The 23,691-nt window shown below is 67.6% G+C and carries 26 protein-coding genes; 18 read left to right on the forward strand and 8 right to left on the reverse strand.

Features of this window, described 5'->3' with window-relative positions; genetic code table 11:
- Positions 1 to 66 precede the first annotated feature (66 nt).
- Positions 67 to 813 carry a sulfite exporter TauE/SafE family protein gene (locus OHA70_RS30155; RefSeq protein WP_328323212.1) on the forward strand — a complete coding sequence of 249 codons (747 nt, stop codon included), beginning with the start codon at positions 67 to 69 and terminating at the stop codon, positions 811 to 813.
- Here the strand turns inward: OHA70_RS30155 and OHA70_RS30160 are convergent.
- Entirely contained in the window at positions 797 to 1,459 is a 663-nt protein-coding gene (locus tag OHA70_RS30160; RefSeq protein WP_328323214.1) for a TetR/AcrR family transcriptional regulator, read from the reverse strand. The genes OHA70_RS30155 and OHA70_RS30160 overlap by 17 nt on opposite strands.
- A gap of 82 nt (positions 1,460 to 1,541) precedes the next feature.
- On the opposite strand from OHA70_RS30160, the gene OHA70_RS30165 reads away from it, so the two are divergent.
- Together OHA70_RS30165 and OHA70_RS30170 are read left to right on the forward strand one after the other, a co-directional pair.
- On the forward strand, positions 1,542 to 2,495 hold the full coding sequence (locus OHA70_RS30165) for a quinone oxidoreductase family protein (protein ID WP_328323216.1): 954 nt from the start codon (positions 1,542 to 1,544) through the stop codon (positions 2,493 to 2,495).
- A 20-nt stretch (positions 2,496 to 2,515) separates the two neighbouring features.
- The gene (locus tag OHA70_RS30170; protein WP_328323218.1) at positions 2,516 to 2,947 is read left to right on the forward strand and encodes an organic hydroperoxide resistance protein; all 432 of its coding nucleotides are present in this window, start codon (positions 2,516 to 2,518) and stop codon (positions 2,945 to 2,947) included.
- Positions 2,948 to 2,980: 33 nt separating this feature from the next.
- Here OHA70_RS30170 and OHA70_RS30175 read toward each other — a convergent pair whose 3' ends face one another.
- The 3 genes from OHA70_RS30175 to OHA70_RS30185 form a co-directional block, all read right to left on the reverse strand.
- Positions 2,981 to 3,805 (reverse strand): helix-turn-helix domain-containing protein, encoded by an 825-nt coding sequence (locus tag OHA70_RS30175; protein ID WP_328335238.1) that lies wholly within the window; start codon positions 3,803 to 3,805, stop codon positions 2,981 to 2,983.
- 68 nt (positions 3,806 to 3,873) lie between these two features.
- The gene (locus OHA70_RS30180; RefSeq protein WP_328323220.1) at positions 3,874 to 4,407 is read right to left on the reverse strand and encodes a YbaK/EbsC family protein; all 534 of its coding nucleotides are present in this window, start codon (positions 4,405 to 4,407) and stop codon (positions 3,874 to 3,876) included.
- Complete coding sequence (locus OHA70_RS30185) at positions 4,404 to 4,697, reverse strand: GNAT family N-acetyltransferase (RefSeq protein WP_328323222.1); 294 nt, start codon at positions 4,695 to 4,697, stop codon at positions 4,404 to 4,406. Before OHA70_RS30185 ends, OHA70_RS30180 begins: the two co-directional genes overlap by 4 nt.
- Positions 4,698 to 4,813: 116 nt before the next feature.
- Here OHA70_RS30185 and OHA70_RS30190 point away from each other — a divergent pair, with 116 nt between their 5' ends.
- Genes OHA70_RS30190 through OHA70_RS30200 form a run of 3 tightly spaced genes read left to right on the forward strand, consistent with a single transcriptional unit; the run spans position 4,814 to position 8,487 of the window.
- Positions 4,814 to 6,406, forward strand: a complete 1,593-nt coding sequence (locus tag OHA70_RS30190; RefSeq protein ID WP_328323224.1) for an MFS transporter — start codon at positions 4,814 to 4,816, stop codon at positions 6,404 to 6,406.
- 32 nt (positions 6,407 to 6,438) lie between these two features.
- Positions 6,439 to 7,908 carry a cobyric acid synthase gene (locus tag OHA70_RS30195; RefSeq protein WP_328323226.1) on the forward strand — a complete coding sequence of 490 codons (1,470 nt, stop codon included), beginning with the start codon at positions 6,439 to 6,441 and terminating at the stop codon, positions 7,906 to 7,908.
- 15 nt (positions 7,909 to 7,923) lie between these two features.
- A complete protein-coding gene (locus OHA70_RS30200; RefSeq protein ID WP_328323228.1) occupies positions 7,924 to 8,487 on the forward strand; it encodes a DinB family protein in 564 nt (187 codons plus the stop codon).
- Positions 8,488 to 8,529: 42 nt separating this feature from the next.
- Here OHA70_RS30200 and OHA70_RS30205 read toward each other — a convergent pair whose 3' ends face one another.
- Together OHA70_RS30205 and OHA70_RS30210 are read right to left on the reverse strand one after the other, a co-directional pair.
- On the reverse strand, positions 8,530 to 9,216 hold the full coding sequence (locus OHA70_RS30205) for an SDR family NAD(P)-dependent oxidoreductase (protein ID WP_328323230.1): 687 nt from the start codon (positions 9,214 to 9,216) through the stop codon (positions 8,530 to 8,532).
- A gap of 16 nt (positions 9,217 to 9,232) precedes the next feature.
- Complete coding sequence (locus OHA70_RS30210; protein ID WP_328323232.1) at positions 9,233 to 10,114, reverse strand: NAD(P)H-binding protein; 882 nt, start codon at positions 10,112 to 10,114, stop codon at positions 9,233 to 9,235.
- 69 nt (positions 10,115 to 10,183) lie between these two features.
- Here OHA70_RS30210 and OHA70_RS30215 point away from each other — a divergent pair, with 69 nt between their 5' ends.
- From OHA70_RS30215 to OHA70_RS30260, 10 genes are all read left to right on the forward strand, one after another.
- A complete protein-coding gene (locus tag OHA70_RS30215; RefSeq protein WP_328323234.1) occupies positions 10,184 to 10,990 on the forward strand; it encodes a LysR family transcriptional regulator in 807 nt (268 codons plus the stop codon).
- 23 nt (positions 10,991 to 11,013) lie between these two features.
- Complete coding sequence (gene sigJ, locus OHA70_RS30220; RefSeq protein WP_328323236.1) at positions 11,014 to 11,949, forward strand: RNA polymerase sigma factor SigJ; 936 nt, start codon at positions 11,014 to 11,016, stop codon at positions 11,947 to 11,949.
- 20 nt (positions 11,950 to 11,969) lie between these two features.
- Positions 11,970 to 12,725, forward strand: coding sequence for an SDR family oxidoreductase (locus OHA70_RS30225; protein ID WP_328323238.1), 756 nt, complete (start codon positions 11,970 to 11,972; stop codon positions 12,723 to 12,725).
- Positions 12,722 to 13,144, forward strand: coding sequence for a hypothetical protein (locus OHA70_RS30230; RefSeq protein ID WP_328323240.1), 423 nt, complete (start codon positions 12,722 to 12,724; stop codon positions 13,142 to 13,144). Before OHA70_RS30225 ends, OHA70_RS30230 begins: the two co-directional genes overlap by 4 nt.
- Before the next feature lie 39 nt (positions 13,145 to 13,183).
- The gene (locus tag OHA70_RS30235; RefSeq protein ID WP_328323242.1) at positions 13,184 to 14,311 is read left to right on the forward strand and encodes a CaiB/BaiF CoA transferase family protein; all 1,128 of its coding nucleotides are present in this window, start codon (positions 13,184 to 13,186) and stop codon (positions 14,309 to 14,311) included.
- 10 nt (positions 14,312 to 14,321) lie between these two features.
- Positions 14,322 to 15,464 carry an acyl-CoA dehydrogenase family protein gene (locus tag OHA70_RS30240; RefSeq protein WP_328323244.1) on the forward strand — a complete coding sequence of 381 codons (1,143 nt, stop codon included), beginning with the start codon at positions 14,322 to 14,324 and terminating at the stop codon, positions 15,462 to 15,464.
- 664 nt (positions 15,465 to 16,128) lie between these two features.
- Positions 16,129 to 16,725: a sulfite oxidase-like oxidoreductase gene (locus OHA70_RS30245; RefSeq protein WP_328323246.1), complete on the forward strand. Its 597-nt coding sequence runs from the start codon at positions 16,129 to 16,131 to the stop codon at positions 16,723 to 16,725.
- Entirely contained in the window at positions 16,695 to 17,450 is a 756-nt protein-coding gene (locus OHA70_RS30250) for a ferredoxin reductase (RefSeq protein WP_328323248.1), read from the forward strand. Before OHA70_RS30245 ends, OHA70_RS30250 begins: the two co-directional genes overlap by 31 nt.
- Complete coding sequence (locus OHA70_RS30255) at positions 17,447 to 17,722, forward strand: DUF6510 family protein (protein WP_328323250.1); 276 nt, start codon at positions 17,447 to 17,449, stop codon at positions 17,720 to 17,722. The genes OHA70_RS30250 and OHA70_RS30255 overlap by 4 nt, the downstream gene beginning before the upstream one ends.
- Positions 17,723 to 17,801: 79 nt before the next feature.
- Positions 17,802 to 18,269 (forward strand): DUF6985 domain-containing protein, encoded by a 468-nt coding sequence (locus OHA70_RS30260; protein ID WP_328323252.1) that lies wholly within the window; start codon positions 17,802 to 17,804, stop codon positions 18,267 to 18,269.
- Between the two features lie 44 nt (positions 18,270 to 18,313).
- On the opposite strand, the gene OHA70_RS30265 is transcribed toward OHA70_RS30260, so the two are convergent.
- Positions 18,314 to 19,447 carry a hypothetical protein gene (locus OHA70_RS30265; protein ID WP_328323254.1) on the reverse strand — a complete coding sequence of 378 codons (1,134 nt, stop codon included), beginning with the start codon at positions 19,445 to 19,447 and terminating at the stop codon, positions 18,314 to 18,316.
- A 56-nt stretch (positions 19,448 to 19,503) separates the two neighbouring features.
- The gene (locus tag OHA70_RS30270; protein WP_328323256.1) at positions 19,504 to 20,244 is read right to left on the reverse strand and encodes a MerR family transcriptional regulator; all 741 of its coding nucleotides are present in this window, start codon (positions 20,242 to 20,244) and stop codon (positions 19,504 to 19,506) included.
- Between the two features lie 85 nt (positions 20,245 to 20,329).
- On the opposite strand from OHA70_RS30270, the gene OHA70_RS30275 reads away from it, so the two are divergent.
- Positions 20,330 to 21,550 carry an acetyl-CoA C-acetyltransferase gene (locus tag OHA70_RS30275; RefSeq protein WP_328323258.1) on the forward strand — a complete coding sequence of 407 codons (1,221 nt, stop codon included), beginning with the start codon at positions 20,330 to 20,332 and terminating at the stop codon, positions 21,548 to 21,550.
- A complete protein-coding gene (locus OHA70_RS30280) occupies positions 21,547 to 23,691 on the forward strand; it encodes a 3-hydroxyacyl-CoA dehydrogenase NAD-binding domain-containing protein (RefSeq protein ID WP_328323260.1) in 2,145 nt (714 codons plus the stop codon). The genes OHA70_RS30275 and OHA70_RS30280 overlap by 4 nt, the downstream gene beginning before the upstream one ends.

A 23,691-nucleotide genomic window follows, 5' to 3' on the forward strand; every position in this document is an offset into this window, starting at 1 on the left:
TTTGTACAGCTCAGCCGCCGGACTGATGACCGGAAATCGCTATCAGGTGCGTAGAGTCTTGCGACGATGACATGGTTCGAGGCGCTGTTCGTCCTGGTGGCGGGAATGGGCGCGGGCACGATCAACGCGGTGGTGGGGTCCGGCACGTTGCTGACCTTCCCCACGTTGCTTGCTGTCGGCATCCCGCCCGTCCTGGCGAACGTCAGCAACAACATCGGCCTGTCGCCCGGTACCGCGGCCGGCGCGATCGGCTATCGCCGTGAACTCGAAGGCCAGCGCGGCCGCCTCCTCCGCCTGATCCCCGCCTCACTCCTCGGCGGCATCGTCGGAGCCGTCCTGCTCCTGAAGCTCCCGGGCTCGGCCTTCAAAGCCGTCGTCCCCGGGCTGATCCTGCTCGGCTGCGTCCTGGTCGCCCTGCAACCCTGGCTGTCCAAGCGGATCAGTGTCCCGACCCACACCCACCGCGGCGCCTGGTGGGTGATCCCCGCCGTCTTCCTCACCGGCATCTACGGTGGGTACTTCGGCGCGGCCCAAGGCGTCCTGTTGATGGCGGTGCTCGGCATCGGCATGGACGCGAACCTGCAACGGATGAACGGCCTCAAGAACGTGCTCGCCACGGTCGTCAACGGCGTCGCGGCGATCCTGTTCATCATCGTCGCGGACGTCGACTGGCTCGCCGCTGGACTGATCGCGGTCGGCTCGACGATCGGCGGTTTCGTCGGCGCGCGCTACGGCCGCAAGCTCCCGCCGACGGGTCTCCGGGTCCTCATCGTGGTGATCGGCATCGTCGCCATCGTCACGATGGTCTTCTAGCCTCGAGGCCGGCCAGCAGGAGATCCAGCCCGTAGTCGAACTGCTCGTCGCCACCCGAAGTACGGGCGAGCTCTGGTGCCAGTTCGACGACAGTGGGGAACTCGTGCGCGGACAGCGACTCCATCGAGGTCCGCAGGCGGCGCCAGGCATCGGGGTCGAGTCGCTCGACGGCCATCTGGACCTCCCAGGACGTTGCCCCGAGCACGAAGGTGAACAGCGTGGTGTGGGTCCGGGCGGCGGTCTCGGGATCGAAGCCGGCGGCCCGCAGTACGCCGAGCAGGCCTTCGGCCACCCGGGCGGTCTCCTTGCCGCTCAGTGGACGGCTCGCAAGTAGTTGCGCAAGGCAAGGGTGTTGCAGCATCAAGGCGCGCAATCCGCGGCAGACGAACCGGACCTGGTTGGGCCAGGGGAGGTCTTGCGGCACGTCGGGCACCAAGGCCATCAGATGGTCGCGGACCGCGTCGTACAGCTCGTCCTTGTTACGGAAATAGGTGTAGAGCGCCATCGGACCGACACCCAGCTCGCCGGCCAGGCCGCGCAAGCTGAAGCCGTCAGTGCCCTTGGCCTCCATCAGGCGGAGCGCGGTCTGCACGATCAGCTCGGGGCTGAGCGTGTTCCGCGGTGTTCTGGGTTTGGTGTCCGACATCTCATCGACCTCCTTAACGTACAGTGTATAGTACGTTGTAAGGCAGTTGTTTCTCAGCGGGAATCGGAAGGAGCGCGACACAGTGCGAGCCGTACAGATCAGCGAGTTCGGAGGACCCGAGGTCCTCAAGGTGGTCGACATCGGGGAACCGGTGCCGGCTGAGGGGCAGATCCTGATCACCGTCGACCGGGCGGGCGTCAACTACGCCGATACGCACCAGGTCGAGAACAGCTATCTGTCCAAGGCGAAGCTGCCGCTGACGCCGGGTGGCGAGGTCGTCGGTCACACCGAGGACGGTCGCCGGGTCGTCGCGCTGGTCGGCTCCGGTGGTTATGCGGAGAAGGCGGTCGGTTACGCCCAGGCCGCGTTCGACGTACCGGAAGGCGTCAGTGACGCCGACGCGCTGGCTCTCATCGTGCAGGGCACGAGCGCCTGGCACCTGCTGAAGACTTCGACCCACCTGCAGCCGGGGGAGTCCGTACTGATCCACGCCGGCGCTGGTGGCGTCGGCTCGCTCGCCATCCAGCTCGCGAAGCTGTGGGGCGCCGGCCGCGTCATCGCGACCGCTTCCACCGAGGAGAAGCGCAAGCAGATCCTCGAGCTCGGTGCGGACGCCGCGATCGACGGCGAGCCCGAGGGCCTGAAGGACCGGATCATCGAGGCGAACGACGGCAAGCCCGTCGACATCGTGCTGGAGATGGTCGGCGGTACCACCCTGAACGAGTCGTTCGACGCGCTGGCCACCTTCGGCCGGCTCGTCACCTTCGGCGCCGCATCACGCCAGATGGCCGAGCCGATCGCGCCGGCCAGCTTGATGAAGGGCTCGAAGACCATCGCCGGCTTCTGGCTGGCGGACTGCTTCAAGACCCCCGCGCTGCTGGGCGAGCCGCTCGCCGAGCTGTTCGGGCTGGTCCAGGACGGCAAGCTGCGCTCGATCCTCGGCGGCGACTACGCCCTGTCCGAGATCGTCACCGCGCACGAAGACATGCGGGCCCGCCGGACCGTCGGCAAGCTCGTGCTCGACCCCACTCGCTGAAAACCCAGGAGCTACGCACCATGACCATTGCAGTCGAGAAGGTTCTCTACACCGCCCGCGCCACCGCCGAGGGTGGCCGTCAGGGCCACACCGCGAGCGACGACGGCAAGCTGGACGTCACCCTCGCCCCGCCGAAGGAGATGGGTGGCAACGGTGACGGCACCAACCCCGAGCAGCTCTTCGCCGCCGGGTACGCGTCCTGCTTCCACAGCGCGATGAAGACGGTCGCCCGCAAGACCAAGCAGAACGTGGACGACTCGACCGTCACCGCGGCCGTCGGCATCGGCCCGATCAACGGCGGCACCGGCTACGGCCTCGAGGTCGAGCTGGTCGTCTCCCTGCCGCACCTGGAGCGCGCCGAGGCCGAGGCGCTGGTCGCCACGGCTCACCAGATCTGCCCGTACTCCAACGCCACCCGCGGCAACATCAAGGTCGACCTCAGCGTCGCCTGACCCCAGTACTACGACGGCGCCGGCCGGCACCGCTCAGGACATTCGCTCGAGGGCTTCCGCGAGCAGGGACTGGGTGGCGCTGACCGGCGCTGCTGCGATCGTGAGGGCTTCCATGATCGCGGCGTACTCGTCCAGGTCCTCGAGCTTGTCGAGGTAGAGCGCGCTCGCCGCGTGCTCGATGTAGACGACGTCCGGCAGGTCGCCTTCGGGGAACCGCAGGATGCTGAACGCGCCGCCGGCGTCCGGATATCCGACGCTGCTGAACGGCATGATCTGCAGCGTCACGTTCGGCCGCTGCGAGGCCTCGATCAAGTACTGGATCTGCTCGCGCATCGTGTTCCGGCCGCCGACCGGCCGGTGCAGCGCGGCCTCGTCGAGCACGACCCACAGGCGGGCCGGATCGGGCCGGGTCAGGATCTGCTGCCGGGTCACTCGTAGTGCCACCCGCTGGTTGATCTCCTCGGACGGCAGGTAGGCCTTACCGAGCTGGACGACAGCGCGGGCGTAGTCCTCGGTCTGCAGCAGTCCGGGGACGAAGAGCAGCTCGTACGTCCGGATCAGCTTGGCCGCGACCTCGAGCCCGACGTAGTTGCCGAACCAGCTCGGCATCACGTCGCCGTACCGGGACCACCAGCCGGGGTTGTTGGCCGCGCGGGCCAGCTCCATCAGCCGCTCGCGTTCCTCGGCGTCCTTCATCTCGTACAGGTCGAGCAGGTCGTTCACGTCGCGTTCTTTGAACCCGACCCGGCCGAGTTCCATCCGGCTGACCTTCGACTCCGAGGCCCGGATCTGCCAGCCCGCGTCGGCGCGGCTGATCCCCGCGGCCTCGCGCATCCGGCGGAGATGCCCGCCGAGCATGATGCGGAGCGCGGTCGGCCCACCATCACCACCCGCCGCCACCGTCACCCCAGCATGTTAGCCGGAGTTCAGGCGGGAGTCGCGAGTTCGAGCACCGTGGCGCTCGGAAGCTTGGCCAGGTCGGCGCCGTCGATGAGCAGCTTGGAGCCGCGGATGCCGCTGCCGATCACGACCAGCCCGGCCTGAGCCACTGCCTCGTCAACGAGCACCGGCCAGGCAGCCGGTACGCCGATCGGCGTGATGCCGCCGTACTCCATGCCGGTCGAGCCGACCGCGTCGTCCTGCGCCGCGAACGAGATCTTCCGTACGCCGAGATGCTTGCGCACCACGCCGTTGACGTCGGCCCGATGAGTGGCGAGCACCATCAGCGCGGCGTACGTCGACTCGCCGGCCCGCTTGCCGTGCACGATCACGCAGTTCGCCGACGCTGCCATCGGTACGTCGTACTCCGCGCAGAACGCCGCCGTGTCGGCCAGCGTCGGGTCGATCGCAACCGCCCACGCAGGAAGGTCACCAAGAGCAGCCCGCACCGGCTCGGCCAGCAACTCCGGTACTTCGGCGGCCGCTCGCCACTCCAGCTTGCCGAGAACAGGTGCGCTCACTCGGCGTCCACCAGGTCGGCGTACTCGGTGTGCTTCTTCAAGAAGTCCTGGTAGTACGGGCAGGCCGGGCGAACCCGCAGCCCCGCGTCCCGAGCGTCGTTCAGCGACTTGGTTGCGATCTTGCTTGCCACGCCCTGGCCCTGGTACTCCGGCAGTGTCTCGGCGTGCCGGAACGCGATCACCGAGCCGAACCGCTTGTAGTCGACGAACCCCATCAAGTTGCCGTCGGCATCGCGCGCCTCGTACCGGCCGGCATCCGTGGCGTCCGTGATCGCGATCTCGTTCTCCATGCCAGCCACTGTATCCAGCCTCCGGCAGCCTCGGTGGTGGCGGTGGGTTTTGCAGGAGTTACTCGCGGGGTACGGGCTTTAGCGGAGATTTCTGACGCCGGCCGGGAGGAGTGCCAATGAGCAGCGAGCATGCCTTGGACGAGGGCAAGGCGATACCGAGTCTGGTACCCGCCCGGATGGACCGATTACCGTGGACGCGGTTCCACTGGATGATCGTCGTCGGTCTCGGCGTCTCCTGGATTCTGGACGGCCTGGAGATCCAGCTGGTCTCCCTGGTCGGCAACACCCTGAAAGAAGGCGCGACCCTCGGGCTCAGCACCAAAGAGGTCGGCCTGCTGGCGTCCATCTACCTCGCTGGTGAAGTCGTAGGTGCGCTGTTCTTCGGGCGGATGACCGACAAGTTCGGTCGGAAGAGCCTGTTCATCATCACGCTGGTCGTCTATCTGGTGGCCTCCGGCGCCGCGGGTCTGACCTGGGACTTCTGGTCGCTGGCGCTCTGCCGGTTCGTGGCCGGGATGGGTATCGGCGGTGAGTACGCCGCGATCAACTCCGCGATCGACGAGTTGATCCCGTCGAAGTACCGGGGCCGGGTCGACATCGGCGTCAACGGCACGTACTGGGCCGGTGCGCTGATCGGCTCCGCAGTCGGTCTGGTCTTCCTCGACAAGGACCTCATCCCGGTCGAGTGGGGCTGGCGGCTGTGCTTCCTGGTCGGTCCGGTGATGGGCCTGATGATCATCTACCTGCGTCGGCACATTCCGGAGAGCCCGCGCTGGCTGATGACGCACGGCCGGGTCGAGGAGGCCGAGCGGACCGTCGACTCGATCGAGGAGACCGTCCGGCGGCAGGGCGGTTCGCTGCGCGAGGTGACCGACGACGAGGCGATCAACGTCGTCGACTATCCGCCGATCACCTACCGCGAGATCGCCCGGGTGATGCTGCGCGACTACCGGAGCAGATCGTTCCTCGGCTTCTCGATGATGGTCACCCAGGCCTTCCTCTACAACGCGATCTTCTTCACCTACGCGCTGGTGCTCAAGTCGTACTTCGGCTTGTCCGACTCCGGCGTCGCGCTGTATTTCTTCCCGTTCGCGATCGGCAACCTGGCCGGCCCGTTGCTGCTGGGGCACTGGTTCGACACCATCGGCCGCCGCAAGATGATCCTGGCGACGTACTCGATCTCGGCGGTGGTGCTGTTCATCACGGCGCTGCTGTTCAACTCGGGCGCGCTGAACGCGGCCGGGCTGACCGCGATGTGGTGCGTGGTGTTCTTCTTCGCCTCGGCGGGCGCGTCGTCGGCGTACCTGACGGTGAGCGAGATCTTCCCGATCGAGCTGCGCGGGCAGGCGATCTCGTTCTTCTTCGCGATCTCGCAGCTGACCGGTGGTGTGATCGCGCCGTTCCTGTTCGCCTCGCTGATCGGTGAGGGCGACAACCCGCCGCGTGGGCCGTTGACGGTGGGCTACATCATCGGCGCGGCGGTCATGTTGATCGGTGGTCTGATCGCCTGGTTCTTCGGGGTCGACGCGGAAGGGCAGTCGCTGGAGAACGTGGCCAAGCCGTTGTCGGCGCGTGAACGGGCGTCGGGGACACGGTTCCAGGGGACGGCGCCGCGGTTGCCGAGTACGGATGCGCAGGGTCGAAGGATCACTCCGGTGGTACCGGAGTCTGAGCAACCTGGGTCGGAGGATCCGCCTCAGGATCGGTAGTCGCGTCGTACCGGCCACTAGGATCAACCCCCGTGGGTTCCCTTCTAGTGGCCGGTACTACGTCCGACGCGGGTAAGACGACCGTCGTGACCGGGCTCTGCCGATGGCTGGCGCGGCAAGGGGTCCGCGTGGCGCCGTACAAGGCTCAGAACATGTCCAACAACTCCATGGTCTGCGCTGACGGCGCAGAGATCGGCCGGGCCCAGTGGATCCAGGCAGTGGCCGCCGGTGCCGAGCCCGAAGCGGCCATGAACCCAGTGCTTCTGAAACCCGGCAGTGACCGCCGTAGCCACGTAGTACTGATGGGGGAGCCGTGGGGTGAGCTGACCGCCCGCGGGTTCCTCACCGAACGGGCCGAGCTGGCCAAGGCGGCGTTTGCGGCGTACGACGATCTTGCGTCCCGCTACGACGTAGTGATCAGCGAAGGTGCGGGCAGCCCCACCGAGATCAACCTGCGTCAGTCGGACTACGTGAACATGGGTCTCGCGCAGCACACGAAGGCGCCGGTGGTGGTCGTGGGGGACATCGATCGCGGCGGGGTGTTCGCGTCGATGTTCGGCACCGTCGCGTTGCTCGATGCCGCCGACCAGCGGTTGATCAGCGGGTTCGTGGTCAACAAGTTCCGCGGCGACGTGAGTCTGCTGCAACCGGGGATCGACATGTTGAGCTCGGTGACCGGGCGGCCGACGTACGGCGTACTGCCCTGGCTCCCCGGTCTCTGGCTCGACTCGGAGGACGCGCTCGACGTACCGGCGCGACGGCTCTCGCAGGACTCCTCTGTACTGACCATCGCCGTGGTCCGATTCCCGCGGATCAGCAACTTCACCGACCTCGACGCGCTCGCCGTCGAACCGACCACGAGCGTCTTCTTCACCGCAAGCCCCGCGGAGGTCCGCGACGCGGACCTCGTCGTCCTGCCTGGCTCGCGCGCAACCACCGCGGACCTCGCGTGGCTCCGCTCAACCGGGCTGGCCGATGCAGTGACCGAGCGAGTCGCGGCAGGCCGACCGGTGCTGGGGATCTGCGGCGGCTACCAGTTGCTCGGCGGAGAGATCTCAGATCCTCTAGGTGTCGAGGGTGGCGGCAACCACACCGGCCTCGGGTTGTTGCCAGTAGCAACCACCTTCGCTGTCGAGAAGGTGCTCGCGCGTCCGGCGCCCACGGCGTACGAGATCCACCACGGCGTCGTCACCGTGACAGGCACAGCGTCGGACTTCCCGGGCGGCTGCCGCTCGGGCGTCGTCTGGGGAACCATCTGGCACGGCCTGCTCGACGACGACTCCGCCCGCCACGCGTTCCTGACCGAGGTCGCCGCCCTGACCGGCAAGCCCGCACCTGACGGCACTGTCTCGTTCGCCGCTCAACGTGAAGCCCGCCTCGACCTGCTCGCCGACGCCATCGACGAACACCTCGACACGAAGGCCCTGCTGTCTCTGATCGACTCTGGTCCGGCCGACTTTCCCTTCGTACCACCGGGTGCGCCAAAACTGTCGGCGAGCTGATCTAGCGTCGTCCCCGTGGACCTCAAAGCCGAGTTGCACCAGAAGCTCCAGACCACCCGCGCGGTCATGCTCGCCAAGCTCGACGGCCTCGGCGAGTACGACCGGCGCCGCCCGCTCGTGCCCTCTGGCACCAATCTGCTCGGCCTGGTGAAGCACCTGGCCGGTCTCGAATACCTGTACCTGGGTGAGGCCCTCGGCCGCACTCCACCCGAGAAGCTGGCCTGGGTGGAGGACGGCACCATCTGGGACGGAGCCGACATGTGGGCGCTCCCGTCGGAGACGAGCGAGTACCTGATGGGCTTGTACCAACGCGCCTGCGCGTTCGCCGACGAGACGATCAGCTCACTCGACCTGGACGCGCCCGGCGAGGTGCCGCACTGGCCCGAGGGCGCGCGGGGCACGACGCTGGGGATCCTGCTGATCCGGATGGTCGACGAGACGGCGCACCACGCCGGCCACGCCGACATCGTCCGCGAACTCATCGACGGCACCGGCGGCCCCGACGCCGACATGCTCGACGAGGCCGGCTGGACCGAGTTCTACGCGGCGATCCACCAGGCGGCCGAGACCTTCAAGTAGCGCCACTTCGCGCCTCCGACAGGGGAAGGCGCGAAGTTGCGATCACCAGGGGACGGTTTCGCCTTGGTAGTCGAGGAACTGGAGGCCGGGCTTGCCTTGCTGGGCGTTGATGGTTGCTGCGACGCCGGGGATGCTCTCGTCGATGGTGAGGACGGCGCCGGGTCCGCCGAGGTCGGTCTGTACCCAGCCGGGATTCATGAGCAGCAGGGTGTGCGCGTCATCGGCGTACCGGGCGGCGTAGCAGCGCATCAGTTGGTTGAGGGCCGACTTGCTGGCGCGATAGGCGTCCTGGCCGCCATTGGTGTTCATCGCCACGCTGCCTTGTCGGGAGGACATCACGCCGATCGTCCCGTCGGGCGTGACGAGTGAGCGCAAGGCCTCGATCACGCGGAGCGGGCTGAGGGCGTTGGTGATCAGGACCTCGGTGAACATCTCGGTCGGGACGTCGGCGATCGGCAGATTGCCCCGGGTGACGCCGGCGTTGACGAAGAGCAGGTCGAGCATTCGATCAGTCAGCCGGTCGCGCAACGCCGAGAGCTGGTCGGGGTCGGTGATGTCGAGCGACTCGACGACGAGCCGCCCCTCGGAGGAGTCGGCCAACTCGTGCAGCTTGGTCCGCTCGGTGCCGCGGACGGTACCGATCACGTCCCAGCCGAGGCGCAGGTATTCGGTTGCCAGCGCGAGCCCGAGCGTGCGGGAGGCGCCGACGATGAGTGCAGTGTGGGTCACGCGTTCTCCAGAAATTTCAGGCGTTGACAGCGGGCTTGAGAACGTCCGAGCACCACTGGCGGAACGTTGTCGGGGTAGCGGTCTGCGGTGTCCGGGCGACACCGTCGTCGAGACCCTCATCCTTGGCACGCATCATGTCGACCATCCCGCCGACGAAGGCGTCGCTGAGGCCGAAGCCCTTCATCCTGGCGGCAAGACCCTCAAGGGATTCGCGTTCGTAGCGGACCGGCCGGCCGAGTACCTCCGACATGATCCGCGCCATGTCGTTCGCCGATAGGTCCTCGGGCCCGAGGACAGGAACGGTGTCGACTCCGGTCCACGACCGGTCGACCAGCAACCCGGCCGCGACGGCGGCGATGTCACGAGTGGCCGCCGCCGGAGCCTTGCGATCAGGGTCGACGGTGTCGCTGAAGACGCCGTCGCGGATGGAGTCGACCTGGCGCAGCAGGTTGTCCATGAAGGACGGGTTGGCGAGTGCCCGGTACGCGACGCCGGTACCAGCGATGAGGTCGTCCATGGCAAGGGAGGCCGTGACGAGTCCCGCGCTGCCAGCGACCGGCGTACCGCGACCGAGCGCCGAGACCCCGACAACATGGCTGACGCCAGAGCTGGCGAACGCCTCCGCGGCGACGCCGGTGAACCCGGAGAACGCGGCCTCCAGGCTCACCGAGTGGCTGTCCGGCGGAACAACCCAGAAGACCGCGTCGGCGTCGGCAAAGGCCTTGCCGACGACCTCCGGATCGCCGTGCGATCCGGTCACGATGTCGACGCGTCCGTGCACCGCGTCGGGAAGTTTGGCGGGGTCGCGCACGATGACACGCAGGTCCTCGTCGCTGTCCAGGAGAAGCTTGAGTAGTTGACTGCCGATATCGCCGGTGGGCGTGGTGAGAACGATCATGAAGTCAACTCTGCGTGACCGTGAGCGGCAGGTCCAATACCTCTCTGTGACTATTGATACGCTTGAGGTATGGATCTCGACCTCCGCAAACTCCGGTACTTCGCGGCCGTCGCCGAGCACCAGCATTTCGGCCGGGCGGCCGAGGAGCTCTACATCGCCCAGCCCGTGCTGAGCCGGCAGATCCGTTCGCTGGAACGCGAACTCGGCTGCGACCTGTTCGTCCGGACCACGCGCAGCGTGCAACTGACGGCGGCGGGGGAGCAGTTGCGGCAAGAGGCGCGAGGGGTGTTCGCGACCGTCGACTCCGCGGTCCGGCGCGTGCACGAGATCGATCGCGGGGTGCAGCGGATCGTGGTCGGCTTCGCGTCCGGTTTGCACGTGTCCGAGGTGGTGCTCGCGTTCACGGCGAAGTACCCGGAGGTCGAGGTCGACGTGCTCAGCCTCAACTGGTGGGAGCAGGACGCGCCGCTGCGGGACGGCCGAGCGGATGTCGGCTATCTGCGCGGCGCGTTCGACCGTACCGGGATGCATATCGTCCCGATCGGGTTCGAGCACAGGGTCGCCTGTCTGCCGGTCAGCCATCGGCTGGCCGAGCGCGAGTCGTTGGTACTGGCCGATCTTGACGGTGAGTCGGTGATGAACGCGCTGCCGCGGCGGATGGCGTCGCTGGAGGAGAAGTTCGAGGCGATCGCCTCCGGGCAGGGCATCGCCTTGGTGCCCGACACCGTGGCCAGGCTGTATCCGCGCAACGACCTGGTCTACCTGCCGATCCTCGACAAGGAGCCGGACGAGACCTGCCTGGTGGTGCCGACGAGCCGCCGCACCGATCGAGTGCTCGACTTCCTCGAGCTGGCCACCGCCGCCCTCCAGTCCTGAGACCGCCTGCGAAGATTGGTTTCGTGGCGGAGCAGTTGGCGGTCTTCCAGGAGCATCGTGGGCGGATGTTCGGCATCGCCTACCGGATGCTCGGGACGGCGACGGAGGCCGAAGAGGTTCTTCAGGACGCCTGGCTGCGCTGGCAATCGGTCGACCACGAGAGCGTCAAGGAGCCGGCGGCCTTCCTCGCGAAGACGGTCACCAACCTCTGCCTCAACCAGCTCACCTCGGCACGGGCGCGGCGGGAGACGTACATCGGCGAGTGGCTACCCGGACCCGTCTTGACCGGCAACAGGCTCGACGACCTCGGTCCACTGGATGAGGTCGCGCAACGCGAGTCGGTCTCCTTCGCGCTGCTCACCGTGATGGAGAAGCTCACCCCCGCGGAGCGCGCGGCGTACGTCCTCCGCGAGGCCTTCGCCTACTCCCATCGCGAGGTCGCCGACCTGATCGGTACGACGGAAGCCAACGCCCGCCAACTCCATTCCCGCGCCCGCAAGCGAGTCGCCGCCGACCCGCAAGCGCATCAGCTGCCAGACCCGCAAGCGCACCAGGTTGACGCCGGCCATTGGCGCGCCCTGGTCGAGCGGTTCCTTGCCGCTGCCCAGCTGGGCGACATCGCCGGCCTCGAGTCGCTGCTCGCCGCCGACGTGGTCTCCCGTGCCGACGGCGGCGGCAAGGTCAACGCCGCGCGCAGGCCGGTCGAGGGCCGTGACCACGTCGCGCGGTACCTGGTCGGCGTGCTGGAGCGCTTCGGCGCCGGCATCCTCCCGTACTTCGCCCAGGCCAACGGCGAGCCCGCGATCGTTGCTGTCGGCCCCGATGGGATCCGCGCGGTGCTCTTCCTGACCTTCGACGGCGACCAGCTCCGCAGCCTCGAGATCGCCATGAACCCGGACAAGCTCAGCCGGGTCGAGGACCAGTTGTCACGAATCGGCGGGGTGTCCGGTCTGGGCTGATGACCGAAAGGACATCAGCCATGCGAACCATCCTCGTCACCGGTGGCACCGGCACCTTGGGCCGCCCGACGACCGCCAGCCTCCGAGCAGCCGGCCACGACGTCCGCGTCCTCAGCCGGAGCAGCGGCCCAGGCCTCACCACCGACGACCTGACCAAAGCCACCGGCCTCCGCGAGGCACTCAACGGCGTCGACACAGTGCTCCACCTCTCCACCAGCCAGAGGCGCGCCGACGTCGCCCAGGCGCAGAACCTCCTCGAGGCCCTGCGCCCGTCCGGCGTCGAGCACCTGATCGTCGTCTCGATCGTCGGCGTCGACCGGATTCCGCTGCCGTACTACCGCTACAAGCTGGAGATGGAGCGACTGGTCGACCGCTCGTCGATCCCGTACTCGCTGCTGCGGGCCACCCAGTTCCATGACCTCGTCGACAAGGTCTTCACCGCCCAACGCTTCCTGCCACTCCTCCTCGCCCCATCGATCGACCTCCAACCCATCGCCGTGGACGACGTAGCGACCCGCCTCACCGAACTGGCCGACGCCCAACCCGCCGGCCGGGTCCCCGACATCGGCGGCCCAGAGCAACGCTCCGTCCCCGACCTGGCCCGCCTCTGGAAGCAAGCGGCCGGCTCCCATCGACCAGTCGCCTCCATCCGCCTCCCAGGCAAGGCCTTCCGCGCCTTCGCCACCGGAGCAGCAATGACCGGCGATACGAAGTACGGCCAAAAGACCTTCACCAACTACCTGACCGACCGCTTCGCCACGGAGGTACCGAGATGAGCCGCGGGGCGTCGCCGAGCACCGGCTGGCTGCGCAGCGGGTTGGTGGTGCTGGGAGGAATCCAGTTGGTGGTCGGTGGCTGGACATTGTTCTTCCCGGCGAGCTTCTACGACGACGTGCCGACGGTCGACTGGACACCGCCGTACAGCGAGCACCTCTTCCGCGACTTCGGCAGCACCACGCTCGGGATCGGCATCGTGGTCGCCGCCGCCGCGATCTGGCTCGAACGCCGCCTCGTGACCGTCGCCCTGATCGCGTACCTCGCCTACTCGGTCACCCACCTGGCCTTCCACGCCGATCACCTGAACGGCGACTCGCCGGGCTGGTCGGCGGTGCTGCTCGCCTTCACCATCCTGTCGGTCCTGCTCCCGCTCGCGTTGCTGCTCGCCGCGCTCAGGAGTCCGCGCGGTGCAGGATGACTTGACGACTGTGACAGTACTACTGTCACAATAACTCGCATGGGTCCACTGAGTGGGGTGAAGGTCGTCGAGCTGGCCGGGCTCGGGCCGGCGCCGTTCGCCTGCATGATGCTGGCCGAGCTCGGCGCCGAGGTGCTGAGGATCGAGCGCCCGGGCGGCGGCCTGGCCATGGGCCCGCCGGAGCTGGAGCTGCTCAACCGTGGCCGCCGCAACGTCGCGCTCAACCTCAAGAACCCGGCCGCAATCGACACCGTGCTCCAGTTGGTCGCGGGTGCGGACGTACTGATCGAAGGCTTCCGGCCGGGCGTCGCCGAGCGGCTCGGGCTCGGCCCGGAGGCCTGTCACGAGGTCAATCCGAAGCTCGTCTACGGCCGGATGACCGGCTGGGGGCAGGACGGCCCATTGGCTCAGTCGGCCGGGCACGACATCGACTACCTCGCGCTATCCGGCGCGCTGCACCTCATCGGCCGGGCGGGCGGCCCGCCGCAGGTCCCGGTGAACCTGCTCGGCGACTTCGCCGGCGGCTCGCTCTACCTCGTCGTCGGCATCCTCGCCGCGGTGGTCGAGGCCCGGGGGAGCGGCCACGGTCAGGTCGTCGACGCCGCCATCGTCGACGGCGCGGCACACCTCACCACAATCGTGCACGGAGCGTTGGCGGCCGGCAATTGGCAGCTGCAGCGCGGTACGAACCTCCTCGACACCGGAGCCCCGTTCTACGACGTGTACGAGACCTCCGACGGCGAGTTCATGGCGGTCGGCGCGATCGAGCCGCAGTTCTACGACGAGCTGATCCGCCTGCTCGCCGTCGATGCGCCCGACCGGTACGACCAGGCCAACTGGCCGGAGCTCCACAAGCTCCTCACCGGCACCTTCGCCCAGCGCACCCAGGCCGAGTGGACCGAGATCTTCGACGGTACCGACGCCTGCGTCTCCCCGGTACTACGGCCGGCCGCTGACCACCCCCACCTAGTTGCCCGAGGCACCTTCGTCGACCACGACGGCGTCCGGCAGCCCGCCCCCGCACCACGCTTCTCCCGCACCCCGACCCAACTCGGCCAGCCACCAGCGCGAGCCGGCCAGCACACCCGCGAAGCCTTGGCCGACTGGGGAATCGCCGACATCGAAGCCCTGCTCGGCTCCGGCGCCGCAGTACAAGCCGAACTCTAGGAGCCCGCCCGTGGAACGTCACCTCTTCGATGCCGATCACGACGCCTTCCGCGAGACCGCCCGCGCGTTCTGCGAGAAGGAGATCACCCCGCACCACGACGGCTGGGAAGACGCTGGCATCGTCCCGCGCGAACTCTGGACCGCCGCCGGATCCGCGGGCCTGCTCGGCTTCATGATGCCCGAGCAGTACGGCGGTGGAGGTGTCCGTGACTTCCGCTTCAACACCGTGGTGATCGAGGAAGTGACCAAAGCCCGTGCCAGCGGCCCCGGCTTCACCATTCACGCCGACCTGGTCTCGTCCTATCTCCTCGACTACGCCACCGAGGAACAGAAAGCCCGCTGGCTGCCCAAGTTCTGCTCCGGCGAAATGATCACCGCGATCGCCATGACCGAGCCCGGCGCGGGCAGCGACCTGCAAGGCATCACTACGACCGCCAAGCGCGACGGCGACGACTACGTCCTGAACGGCCAGAAGACCTTCATCTCCAACGGCATCCTCGCCGACCTGGTGCTGGTCGTCGCCAAGACCGACCCGGACGCCGGCTACCACGGCATCTCGCTGCTCGTCGTCGAGCGTGGCATGCCTGGCTTCGAGCGCGGCCGCAACCTGGAGAAGATCGGCCTGAAGGCCCAGGACACCGCCGAACTCTTTTTCGACAACGTCCGCGTCCCGGCCACCAACCTCCTCGGCGAGGAAGGCAAGGGCTTCATCTACCTGATGGAGAAGCTCCCCCAAGAGCGCCTCACCATCGCCGTGGTCGCAGCCGCCGCCTGCGAAAGCATCCTCGACACCACCCTGGCCTACGTGAAGGATCGCAAAGCCTTCGGCCGCCCGATCGGCTCCTTCCAGAACAGTCGCTTCGTCCTGGCCGAGCTGGCCACCGAGACCCAGATCGCTCGCGTCTTCGTCGACCGCTGCATCGAAGAACTCAACGCCGGCACCCTCACCGTCTCCGACGCCGCGATGGCCAAATGGTGGACCACCGAACTGCAGAAGAAGGTCGTCGACAAGTGCCTCCAGCTGCACGGCGGCTACGGCTTCATGACCGAGTACCCGATCGCCAAGGCCTACCTCGACACACGCATCCAGACCATCTACGGCGGCACCACCGAAATCATGAAGGAGATCATCGGTCGCACCATGGGGATCTGACCGTTCAGGTACAGCCGATCTCAAGAGGTCCGATCTACCCGAAGGATCAACAGGGCCTGCAGCTACACGGATCCCGCGCAGGGGTCAGTCAACGGACGGCATCGGCAGGGCGGGCGTTGGCGGGTTTGCCGGGGCGGTACCGGCTGGGCAGGGAAATCCCTTCGGGATAAGTGGGGTGGGGAGGGTTATACCCCCGGATCGGGCCAATTGGCTCCCCGGTCTCCAGAAAATCCTCCCCAACCCCGTCCAGACAGGTGTTTCGGTAGAGACGGTGATGTCGCGCCGCGACGAACCGTCCCAATCCGCCTGATTCGGCCCCGATCTGGGGTCGGCTGGCGAGGAGCGGAGTTCGCAGGCGGGTTCTTGTACCGCTGGCGTGATGCTTCACGCCAGCGGGCCTACAACCTGCCAGTGGCCACCCTCAAGGGGTGCAGGCCGGGTGTGACCCACTCCAGGGGCTGGCCGTACTCGTCTCGGGCCGCGAGACGGGTCCGCCGGGCGTTGGTGGTGAACCTGTCGTCTGTGGACACTCGCGCAGCCGGGCGACACGATCCATAGTCTCTGTCATCTACTCCGGGACCTCAGTAGCCCGGAACTCCGAGACCTCCGGGCTGATTCGTGGTTGACTGCCGGGAGTGGTTTTCAGCTCGAAGGAGGTTCCCTGATGAGTACTGTGTCGCCGGGGTTCACCGGGCGTCGGCGGAGTGGGGACGACCTGCCGCCGGGGCAGTACCTGACGCACGATTTTCCGGTGCTGTCGGCCGGGCCGACTCCGCACATCCAGCCGGAGCACTGGGAGTTCACCGTCGCCAATGAGGCGGGGGAGACGATCCGGTGGGACTGGAAGGCGTTCACCTCGCTGCCGAGCGAGAAGATCACCAAGGACCTGCACTGCGTGACCAGGTGGTCGAAGCTGGGCACCGAGTGGCGGGGTGTCTCGCTGGACGTCCTGCTGGCCGATGTCGAGACCGCCGCTGACTTCGTGATGGTGCACAGCTACGGCGGGTACACGACCAACCTGCCGCTCGAGGACCTGCTGGACGGGCAGGCGTGGGTCGCCTACGAGTACGACGGTGAGCCGCTGCACCCCGAGCACGGCGGCCCGGCCCGGCTGCTGGTGCCGCACCTGTACCTGTGGAAGAGCGCCAAGTGGGTGCGCGGGATGATCCTGTCCGACACCGAGGACCTGGGGTTCTGGGAGACCGCCGGCTATCACGAGTACGGAGACCCATGGAAAGAACAGCGATACGCCGGCGACTGACCTGGCAGGTCGGCACCGTCACCGAGGTACGGGACGAGACGGCGAGCGCCCGGACCGTGGTGCTCGAGGTACCGGACTGGCCAGGGCATCTGCCTGGGCAGCATCTGGACGTCCGGTTGACCGCGGAGGACGGCTACCGCGCCTCCCGGTCGTACTCGATCGCCTCGGCCTGGACCGGTACGACCATCGAGCTGACCGTCGAGCAGGTGCCTGACGGTGAGGTCTCGCCGTACCTGGTCGACGTGCTCAAGGTCGGCGACCCGCTCGAGGTGCGCGGCCCGGTCGGCGGCTGGTTCGTCTGGAAGCCCGAGCAGGAGGGCCCGATCCAGCTGATCGGCGGCGGCTCCGGCGTCGTACCGCTGATGGCGATGCTCCGCGCCCACGCGGCCAACGAGAGCACCCAGCAGGCGAGGCTCCTGTACTCCGTACGCAAGCCCGCGTCGGTGATCTACGTGCACGACCTGAAGGAGGTCGCGGCCTCCGAGGACGTCGAGATCACCTTCGCCTACACCCGCGAAGCCCCGCCGGGGGAGACCCGTCCACCGGCTCGCGTCGACGCGGAGCTGCTGAAGTCGGTGACCTTCCCGCCGGAAGACCAACCGACCGTCTATGTCTGCGGGCCGACCCCGTTCGTCGAAACGGTGGCCGATCTGCTCGTCGAGGCCGGGCACGACCCGGCCCGGGTGAGAACCGAACGCTTCGGACCTACAGGAGGACCGCGATGACCGCGGACGTTCCGACCTATCTGGATGGCAATGCGGCTGCCGGCACGCTCCGGGAGTTGTTCGCCGTCGACATCACCGCAGCCATCGGCCGATGCGCCGGCTGCGGACGTACCGGCGTCTTTGCCGAGACCCACGTCTACATGGACGCACCGGGCCTGGTCGCCCGCTGCTCCGGCTGCGACGACGTCCTACTCCGCGTAGTCACCACCCCCACAGATACGTACCTCGACCTCCGAGGGCTCACCTACCTGCGGTTCTCCACGCCAAGCTGAAGGCAGATTGCAGCAACTGACATTGCACGCAGCTCGAATCGGCCGGAATGTGGGCTTTTTTACTTCTAGCATCCGGCGCATGGAGATTCCTGGGCTGGGGCCGGTCGTGGAAGACGAGGCCTTCGAGGGGTATCGCAGCAAGGCCGTCCCGGTCGCGGTGCTCGGTGGGGTGGATTGCGAGTTCCTCGTGCAGGGGTACGAGGAGCCCGAGGACCGGGAGGACTTCCATGCGGCGATCCGCAGCTTCCTCGAACTCGACCCGGGCGCGCTGACCGACGCCCGGCAGGCGATCTACGAGTACTACCTGAAGATCCGCACCGTGCACGGCGACGGGCTGGCGGTCCGGATCGACGGTCCGGACGACGTGTTCGAGTACGTCGACCTGGGCAACGAGCCCGAGGTGTTCCGCAACGACGACGGCGACGGCCGGATCTACGTGTCGCTGGAGTGCGAATGCGACTGGGAGCCCGAGCACGGCCTGCAACTGATCTTCCGCGATGGCTGCAAGCTGACCAAAGCAGGACCGTATGACGGCGAGGTCGACTGAACCGGCCCGGTCCACCCGGGCATGGGCAGACCGGGCCGGCGTCATCAGGGCAGGTCCACCTGGACATCGATCGTCGAGAAGGCCCCCAAGGGTTTGATGCTTCCGTCGAGGATTGAGTTGCTGTGGGTATCGCCGAGTAGGTAGCGACGGAAGAACGCGGACAGGTACGTCGTCGAGACCAGCCGCTGCTGCGTCTCGGTCAACTGCTTGTCGGAACGCTCGTGATCGTCGTCGGCGAGGCAGTGTCCCGGCGACGGCCGCGGCGGATCGAGCTCGGCGTCGTCGTAGGCGCCGACCTGGCCGCTCGACGGCGACCATTGGGTGTTGTAGAAATCGTGATTCGCACCGTGCACGTAGTACTCGTAGTACGGCGCCTTGTTGTGCGCGCCGAGGTACCCGAGATGCCCGTCGACCGCGCGGTCACAACTCCCGACGAACGACGCGACCGGGATATTGGTGATCCGGTAGTTGTCGTACTCCGGGTTGTCCGGGTTGTCGTCCGGCGCATAGGGCTCGGCCGCGGCGAGCGGCACGACCGCCTTGATCTTCACACCGGCCGGCCAGTTCTTCTGGTTCACATCCGCCGCCTCGAGCAGCGTCCCGCGCCCACCTCGCGAGTGCCCCATCAACCCGACGTTGGTCAGATCGGCATGATCCCGGAAGTCGACCGCCTTGCCGTGATCCTTGAGCTTGCCGGCCAGCGGACCGGTCCCACGAGCGGACAGCTGCTGCCACATCGCCAGGTGCCGGTTGATCAGCGATGCGCGGGCGGCATCCTGCTCCTCACCCATCAGATCGATCGTGCTGTTCGCGTCGATCGAGATCACGATCATGCCCTGGGTCGCGAGCGCCTTGCCGAGGTAGTCATAGCCGCTGTAGCTCGGGATCTCAGGAATCCCCGCAGGACAAGGCCAAGCGGACAACTTCTCGTAGTCCTGGTCATCCCAGGCCTGCTTGTCCGCGCAGGTGATCCACAGTCCGTGCGACATCAGCACGACCGGATACTTGTGACCGGCGAGATCCTTCGGGTAGTGAACGACAGCGGTCAGGTCATTGCCGACGCTGTACGTGGCCGAGCCGACTGGATGGAGTGCTGATGCTTGGGCGGTGGTTGCCGTCGGTACCAGCGACGCACCCGACAGGGCGAGCGTGGCGACGACGGTCAGCAGTTTCCTCATACAGCTGCCACGCGCGACCCTGACAGCTGGTTGTCAGCCCGAATGTCAGGGTCTTGTCAGCGCCGCGGCGGCTTCGTACGTGAGCGCCGGATGGTGTCCCGCTGAGTCTCGCCGACCGCCCGCTCGTAGGCGATCACCAGGCCTTGGATGGTGACCGGCTTGAACCGCTCGACCAGTTGCTGGATGTGCTCCGGCGGGCCGCCCGAGTCGCGGTAGTGCGGCCAGACCTTGGTCCGGAACACCTCGGTCAGCTCCTCGGCCAGCGCGCGCCCGTGCTCGCTGAAGATCCGCCCGACATCGAGCACGGCATCGACGGGCAGATCCAGTTCGAGCAGCTCCACGCCGAGGCTGAGGTGCGCGGTCGCGACCTGGAAGACGTCCTCGTCCGGGGTCGGCTCGACCACGCCGAGCGCGATCAGCATCTCGATCTCGTCATCGGTCAGTTCACGGCCGGTACGCCGTACCAGCGCCGCGCGGTCCAGCGTCTCGGGCAGGTCCCGCATCCAAGGTGTGAGCAGGGTCCGGTGCAGCGCGATGTCCTGCGGAGTCGCGTCGGCCGGAATGCGGTCCAGGTAGCCCTCGATCGCCGACAGGTTGAAGCCGTGCGCCTGGAGCTCCCGCACCAGGTCGAGCCGGGCGATGTGCTCGGGACCGTAGTACCCGACCCGCCCGCGGCGTACCGGCGGAGGGATCAGCCCGCGGCCCGCGTAGAAGCGCAGCGTCCGCACGGTCATCCCGACCCGGGCGGACAGCTCATCGACCGTGAGGGTCGCTTCGTCCGCGGTTGTTTCAGACATGGCCGAGATCATAACGACCCCCTCTTGACGACCATGACACCAGAACTGTCACAATCAGCGGGACGACTCGACCGACGGGATCCCCATGAGCACAGAAGCGTTTCTCTACGATGCGATCCGGACACCGCGCGGCAAGGGCAAGGCGGCCGGCGCGCTGCACGAGGTGAAGCCGATCCAGCTGATCACCGGCCTGCTCGAGGAGCTGCGGGTCAGGCACCCCGAGCTCGACGAGGAGGCGATCGACGACGTCGTACTCGGTGTCGTCACCCCGATCGGCGACCAGGGCATGGATATCGCTCGCACTGCGGTCCTCGCGGCGGGCTACCCGGAGACGACCGGCGGCGTGCAGCTCAACCGCTTCTGCGCCTCCGGCCTCGAAGCCGTGAACCAGGCGGCGCAGCGGATCCGGTCGGGCTGGGAGGACTTCATCCTGGCGGGCGGTGTCGAGTCGATGTCGCGGGTGCCGATGGCCTCCGACGGCGGCGCCTGGGCGATGGACCCGGAGACCGCGATCCAGACCAACTTCATCCCGCAGGGCATCAGCGCCGACCTGATCGCCACCATGGACGGCTTCTCCCGCACCGACGTCGACACCTACGCCGCCGAGTCGCACGCGCGCGCCGCCAAGGCCTGGGCCAACGGGTACTTCGCCCGCTCGGTCGTCCCGGTCACCGATCGCAACGGGCTGCAGATCCTCGACCACGACCAGCTGGTACGACCTGGTACCACGGTCGAGACGCTGGCCGGGCTGCCGGCGTCCTTCGCGGCGATCGGCGAGCACGGTGGGTTCGACTCGGTCGCGCTGGAGAAGTACGTGACCGTCGAGCGGATCAACCACGTGCACCACGCCGGCAACTCGTCCGGCATCGTCGACGGCGCCGCCCTGGTTGCCATCGGCAACGAGAAGGCCGGCGAGGCGCTCGGTCAGGCGCCGCGCGGCCGGGTGGTCGCGGCTGCGGTCAGTGGTACCGACCCGACGATCATGCTGACCGGCCCGGCGCCGGCCGCCCGCAAGGCGCTGGCCAAGGCCGGGCTCGAAGTCTCCGACATCGACCTGTTCGAGATGAACGAGGCCTTCGCCGCCGCGGTCCTGCACTTCATGAACGACCTCGGCATCCCGCACGAGAAGGTGAACGTCAATGGCGGCGCGATCGCGCTCGGCCACCCGCTCGGCGCCACGGGCGCGATGCTGATCGGAACCCTGCTGGACGAGCTGGAGCGGCGCGAGCTGCGCTACGGTCTGGCCACCCTGTGCGTCGGCGGCGGCATGGGTGTCGCCACCATCATCGAGAGGTTCGCGGCATGATCGACTGGAAGAACGTTGATGGCGTCGTTACCTTGACGATGGACGACCCGGCCGCCTCGGCGAACACGATGAACGACACCTACATCGCCGCGATGGCCTCCACGGTCGAGCGCCTGGAGGCCGAGAAGGACACCCTGAAGGGCGTGGTGATCACCAGCGCCAAGTCCACCTTCTTTGCCGGTGGCAACCTTCAGATGCTCTCCCAGATCCAGCCCGAGAACGCGGCTGAGGTGTTCGAGACGATCGAGGAGGTCAAGCGCCAGCTCCGCGCGCTGGAGACGCTCGGCGTCCCGGTCGTTGCCGCGATCAACGGTGCCGCACTCGGCGGTGGGCTGGAGATCGCGCTCGCCTGCCATCACCGGATCGTTGCCGACGACAACCGGATCGAGCTCGGCGTGCCCGAGGTGACGCTCGGCCTGCTGCCCGGCGGTGGCGGCGTCACCCGTACGGTCCGGATGCTCGGCCTGCAGGACGCGCTGATGAAGGTACTGCTCCAGGGTCAGCGGATGAAGCCAGCGCACGCCAAGTCGGTCGGCATCGTCGACGAGGTCGTCCCCGCCGACGAGCTGCTGGCCGCGGCGTACCGGTTCATCGATGCGTACGACGGTGACGCGAAGCAGCCCTGGGACCGCGACGGCTACAAGATCCCCGGTGGCACGCCGTCCTCGCCGAAGCTGGCCGCGTTCCTCCCGGCCTTCCCGGCGAATCTGCGCAAGCAGCTCAAGGGCGCGCCGTACCCGGCTCCGCGAGCCATCATGAGCGCCGCGGTCGAGGGTAGCCAGGTGGATTTCGCCACGGCGAGCAGGATCGAGTCCCGGTACTTCGTCTCGCTGGCGACGGGGCAGATCGCGAAGAACATGATCAACGCGTTCTTCTTCGAGCTCCAGGCGATCAACGCCGGGGCATCGCGGCCGGCCGACGTACCGGCGTACAAGGCCCGGAAGGTCGGGGTGCTCGGCGCGGGCATGATGGGCGCGGGCATCGCGTACGTGTGCGCCAAGGTGGGCATCGAGGTCGTGCTCAAGGACGTCTCGCTCGAGGCGGCCGAGAAGGGCAAGCAGTACTCCGAGAAGCTGCTGGCCAAGCAGGTGCAGAAGGGGCGTAGTACGCCGGAGAAGGCGGAGGCGTTCCTGAGCCTGATCACGCCGACCGCCGACCCGAACGAGCTGGCCGGGTGCGACCTGGTGATCGAGGCGGTGTTCGAGAGCGAGGAGCTGAAGCAGAAGGTCTTCGCGGAGATCGCCGGAGTGGTCGAGCCGGACGCGCTGCTCTGCTCGAACACCTCGACGCTGCCGATCACGTCGCTGGCCGAGGGCATCGACCGGCCGGACGACTTCGTGGGGATGCACTTCTTCTCGCCGGTCGACCGGATGCCGCTGGTCGAGCTGATCGTGGGGGAGAAGACGTCGGATCGCGCGCTCGCGAAGGCGTACGACGTGGTGCGGCAGATCAAGAAGACGCCGATCGTAGTCAACGACAGTCGTGGCTTCTTCACCTCGCGGGTGTTCGGGACGCTCGTGATGGAGGGCGCCGCGATGGTTGCCGAGGGCGTGAACCCGGTGACGATCGAGCGCGCTGCGACCCAGATGGGCTTCCCGGCGCCGCCGCTGGCGATGCTCGACGAAGTCACCCTGACCCTGCCGATGAAGATCCGCGACGCGGCCCGCGCCTCGGGGGACAGCGCCGGTGCCTTCGACGACCATCCGGGGATGGCGGTGACCGAGCGCCTGGTCACCGACTTCGACCGCAAGGGCAAGGCGGCCGGCGCGGGTTTCTACGAGTATCCGGCGGACGGGCCGAAGCACCTGTGGCCTGGGTTGTGGGAACACTTCGTCCGGGCTGACGTCGACGTACCGCTGATCGATCTGCAGGAGCGGATGGCGTTCGCGATGTCGCTGGAGACGGTGAAGTGCGTCGAAGAGGGCGTGCTGCGCTCGACGGCCGATGCGAACATCGGCTCGATCTTCGGCATCGGCTTCCCGCCGCTGCACGGTGGCGCGCTGCAGTACATCAACGCCTATGCCGGTGGTTTGGCTGGCTTCGTCGCCCGTACCCGGGAGCTCGCCCAGAGTTACGGCGCGCGCTTCGAGCCGCCGGCACTGCTGGTCAGCAAGGCGGAAGCCGACGAGAAATTCGACTGA

The sequence above is a fragment of the Kribbella sp. NBC_00382 genome (assembly GCF_036067295.1).
In the GTDB taxonomy this organism is placed as follows: Bacteria; Actinomycetota; Actinomycetes; order Propionibacteriales; family Kribbellaceae; genus Kribbella.

Excerpts from the sequence above, each read along its gene's own strand:
- OHA70_RS30155 (WP_328323212.1), top strand. The coding sequence starts at position 67 with ATGACATGGTTCGAGGCGCTGTTCGTCCTGGTGGCGGGAATGGGCGCG.
- OHA70_RS30160 (WP_328323214.1), bottom strand. The coding sequence starts at position 1,459 with ATGTCGGACACCAAACCCAGAACACCGCGGAACACGCTCAGCCCCGAG.
- OHA70_RS30170 (WP_328323218.1), top strand. The coding sequence starts at position 2,516 with ATGACCATTGCAGTCGAGAAGGTTCTCTACACCGCCCGCGCCACCGCC.
- OHA70_RS30175 (WP_328335238.1), bottom strand. The coding sequence starts at position 3,805 with ATGCTCGGCGGGCATCTCCGCCGGATGCGCGAGGCCGCGGGGATCAGC.
- OHA70_RS30185 (WP_328323222.1), bottom strand. The coding sequence starts at position 4,697 with ATGGAGAACGAGATCGCGATCACGGACGCCACGGATGCCGGCCGGTAC.
- OHA70_RS30190 (WP_328323224.1), top strand. The coding sequence starts at position 4,814 with ATGAGCAGCGAGCATGCCTTGGACGAGGGCAAGGCGATACCGAGTCTG.
- OHA70_RS30210 (WP_328323232.1), bottom strand. The coding sequence starts at position 10,114 with ATGATCGTTCTCACCACGCCCACCGGCGATATCGGCAGTCAACTACTC.
- OHA70_RS30215 (WP_328323234.1), top strand. The coding sequence starts at position 10,184 with ATGGATCTCGACCTCCGCAAACTCCGGTACTTCGCGGCCGTCGCCGAG.
- OHA70_RS30225 (WP_328323238.1), top strand. The coding sequence starts at position 11,970 with ATGCGAACCATCCTCGTCACCGGTGGCACCGGCACCTTGGGCCGCCCG.
- OHA70_RS30230 (WP_328323240.1), top strand. The coding sequence starts at position 12,722 with ATGAGCCGCGGGGCGTCGCCGAGCACCGGCTGGCTGCGCAGCGGGTTG.
- OHA70_RS30235 (WP_328323242.1), top strand. The coding sequence starts at position 13,184 with ATGGGTCCACTGAGTGGGGTGAAGGTCGTCGAGCTGGCCGGGCTCGGG.
- OHA70_RS30245 (WP_328323246.1), top strand. The coding sequence starts at position 16,129 with ATGAGTACTGTGTCGCCGGGGTTCACCGGGCGTCGGCGGAGTGGGGAC.
- OHA70_RS30250 (WP_328323248.1), top strand. The coding sequence starts at position 16,695 with ATGGAAAGAACAGCGATACGCCGGCGACTGACCTGGCAGGTCGGCACC.
- OHA70_RS30255 (WP_328323250.1), top strand. The coding sequence starts at position 17,447 with ATGACCGCGGACGTTCCGACCTATCTGGATGGCAATGCGGCTGCCGGC.
- OHA70_RS30260 (WP_328323252.1), top strand. The coding sequence starts at position 17,802 with ATGGAGATTCCTGGGCTGGGGCCGGTCGTGGAAGACGAGGCCTTCGAG.
- OHA70_RS30265 (WP_328323254.1), bottom strand. The coding sequence starts at position 19,447 with ATGAGGAAACTGCTGACCGTCGTCGCCACGCTCGCCCTGTCGGGTGCG.
- OHA70_RS30270 (WP_328323256.1), bottom strand. The coding sequence starts at position 20,244 with ATGTCTGAAACAACCGCGGACGAAGCGACCCTCACGGTCGATGAGCTG.
- OHA70_RS30275 (WP_328323258.1), top strand. The coding sequence starts at position 20,330 with ATGAGCACAGAAGCGTTTCTCTACGATGCGATCCGGACACCGCGCGGC.
- OHA70_RS30280 (WP_328323260.1), top strand. The coding sequence starts at position 21,547 with ATGATCGACTGGAAGAACGTTGATGGCGTCGTTACCTTGACGATGGAC.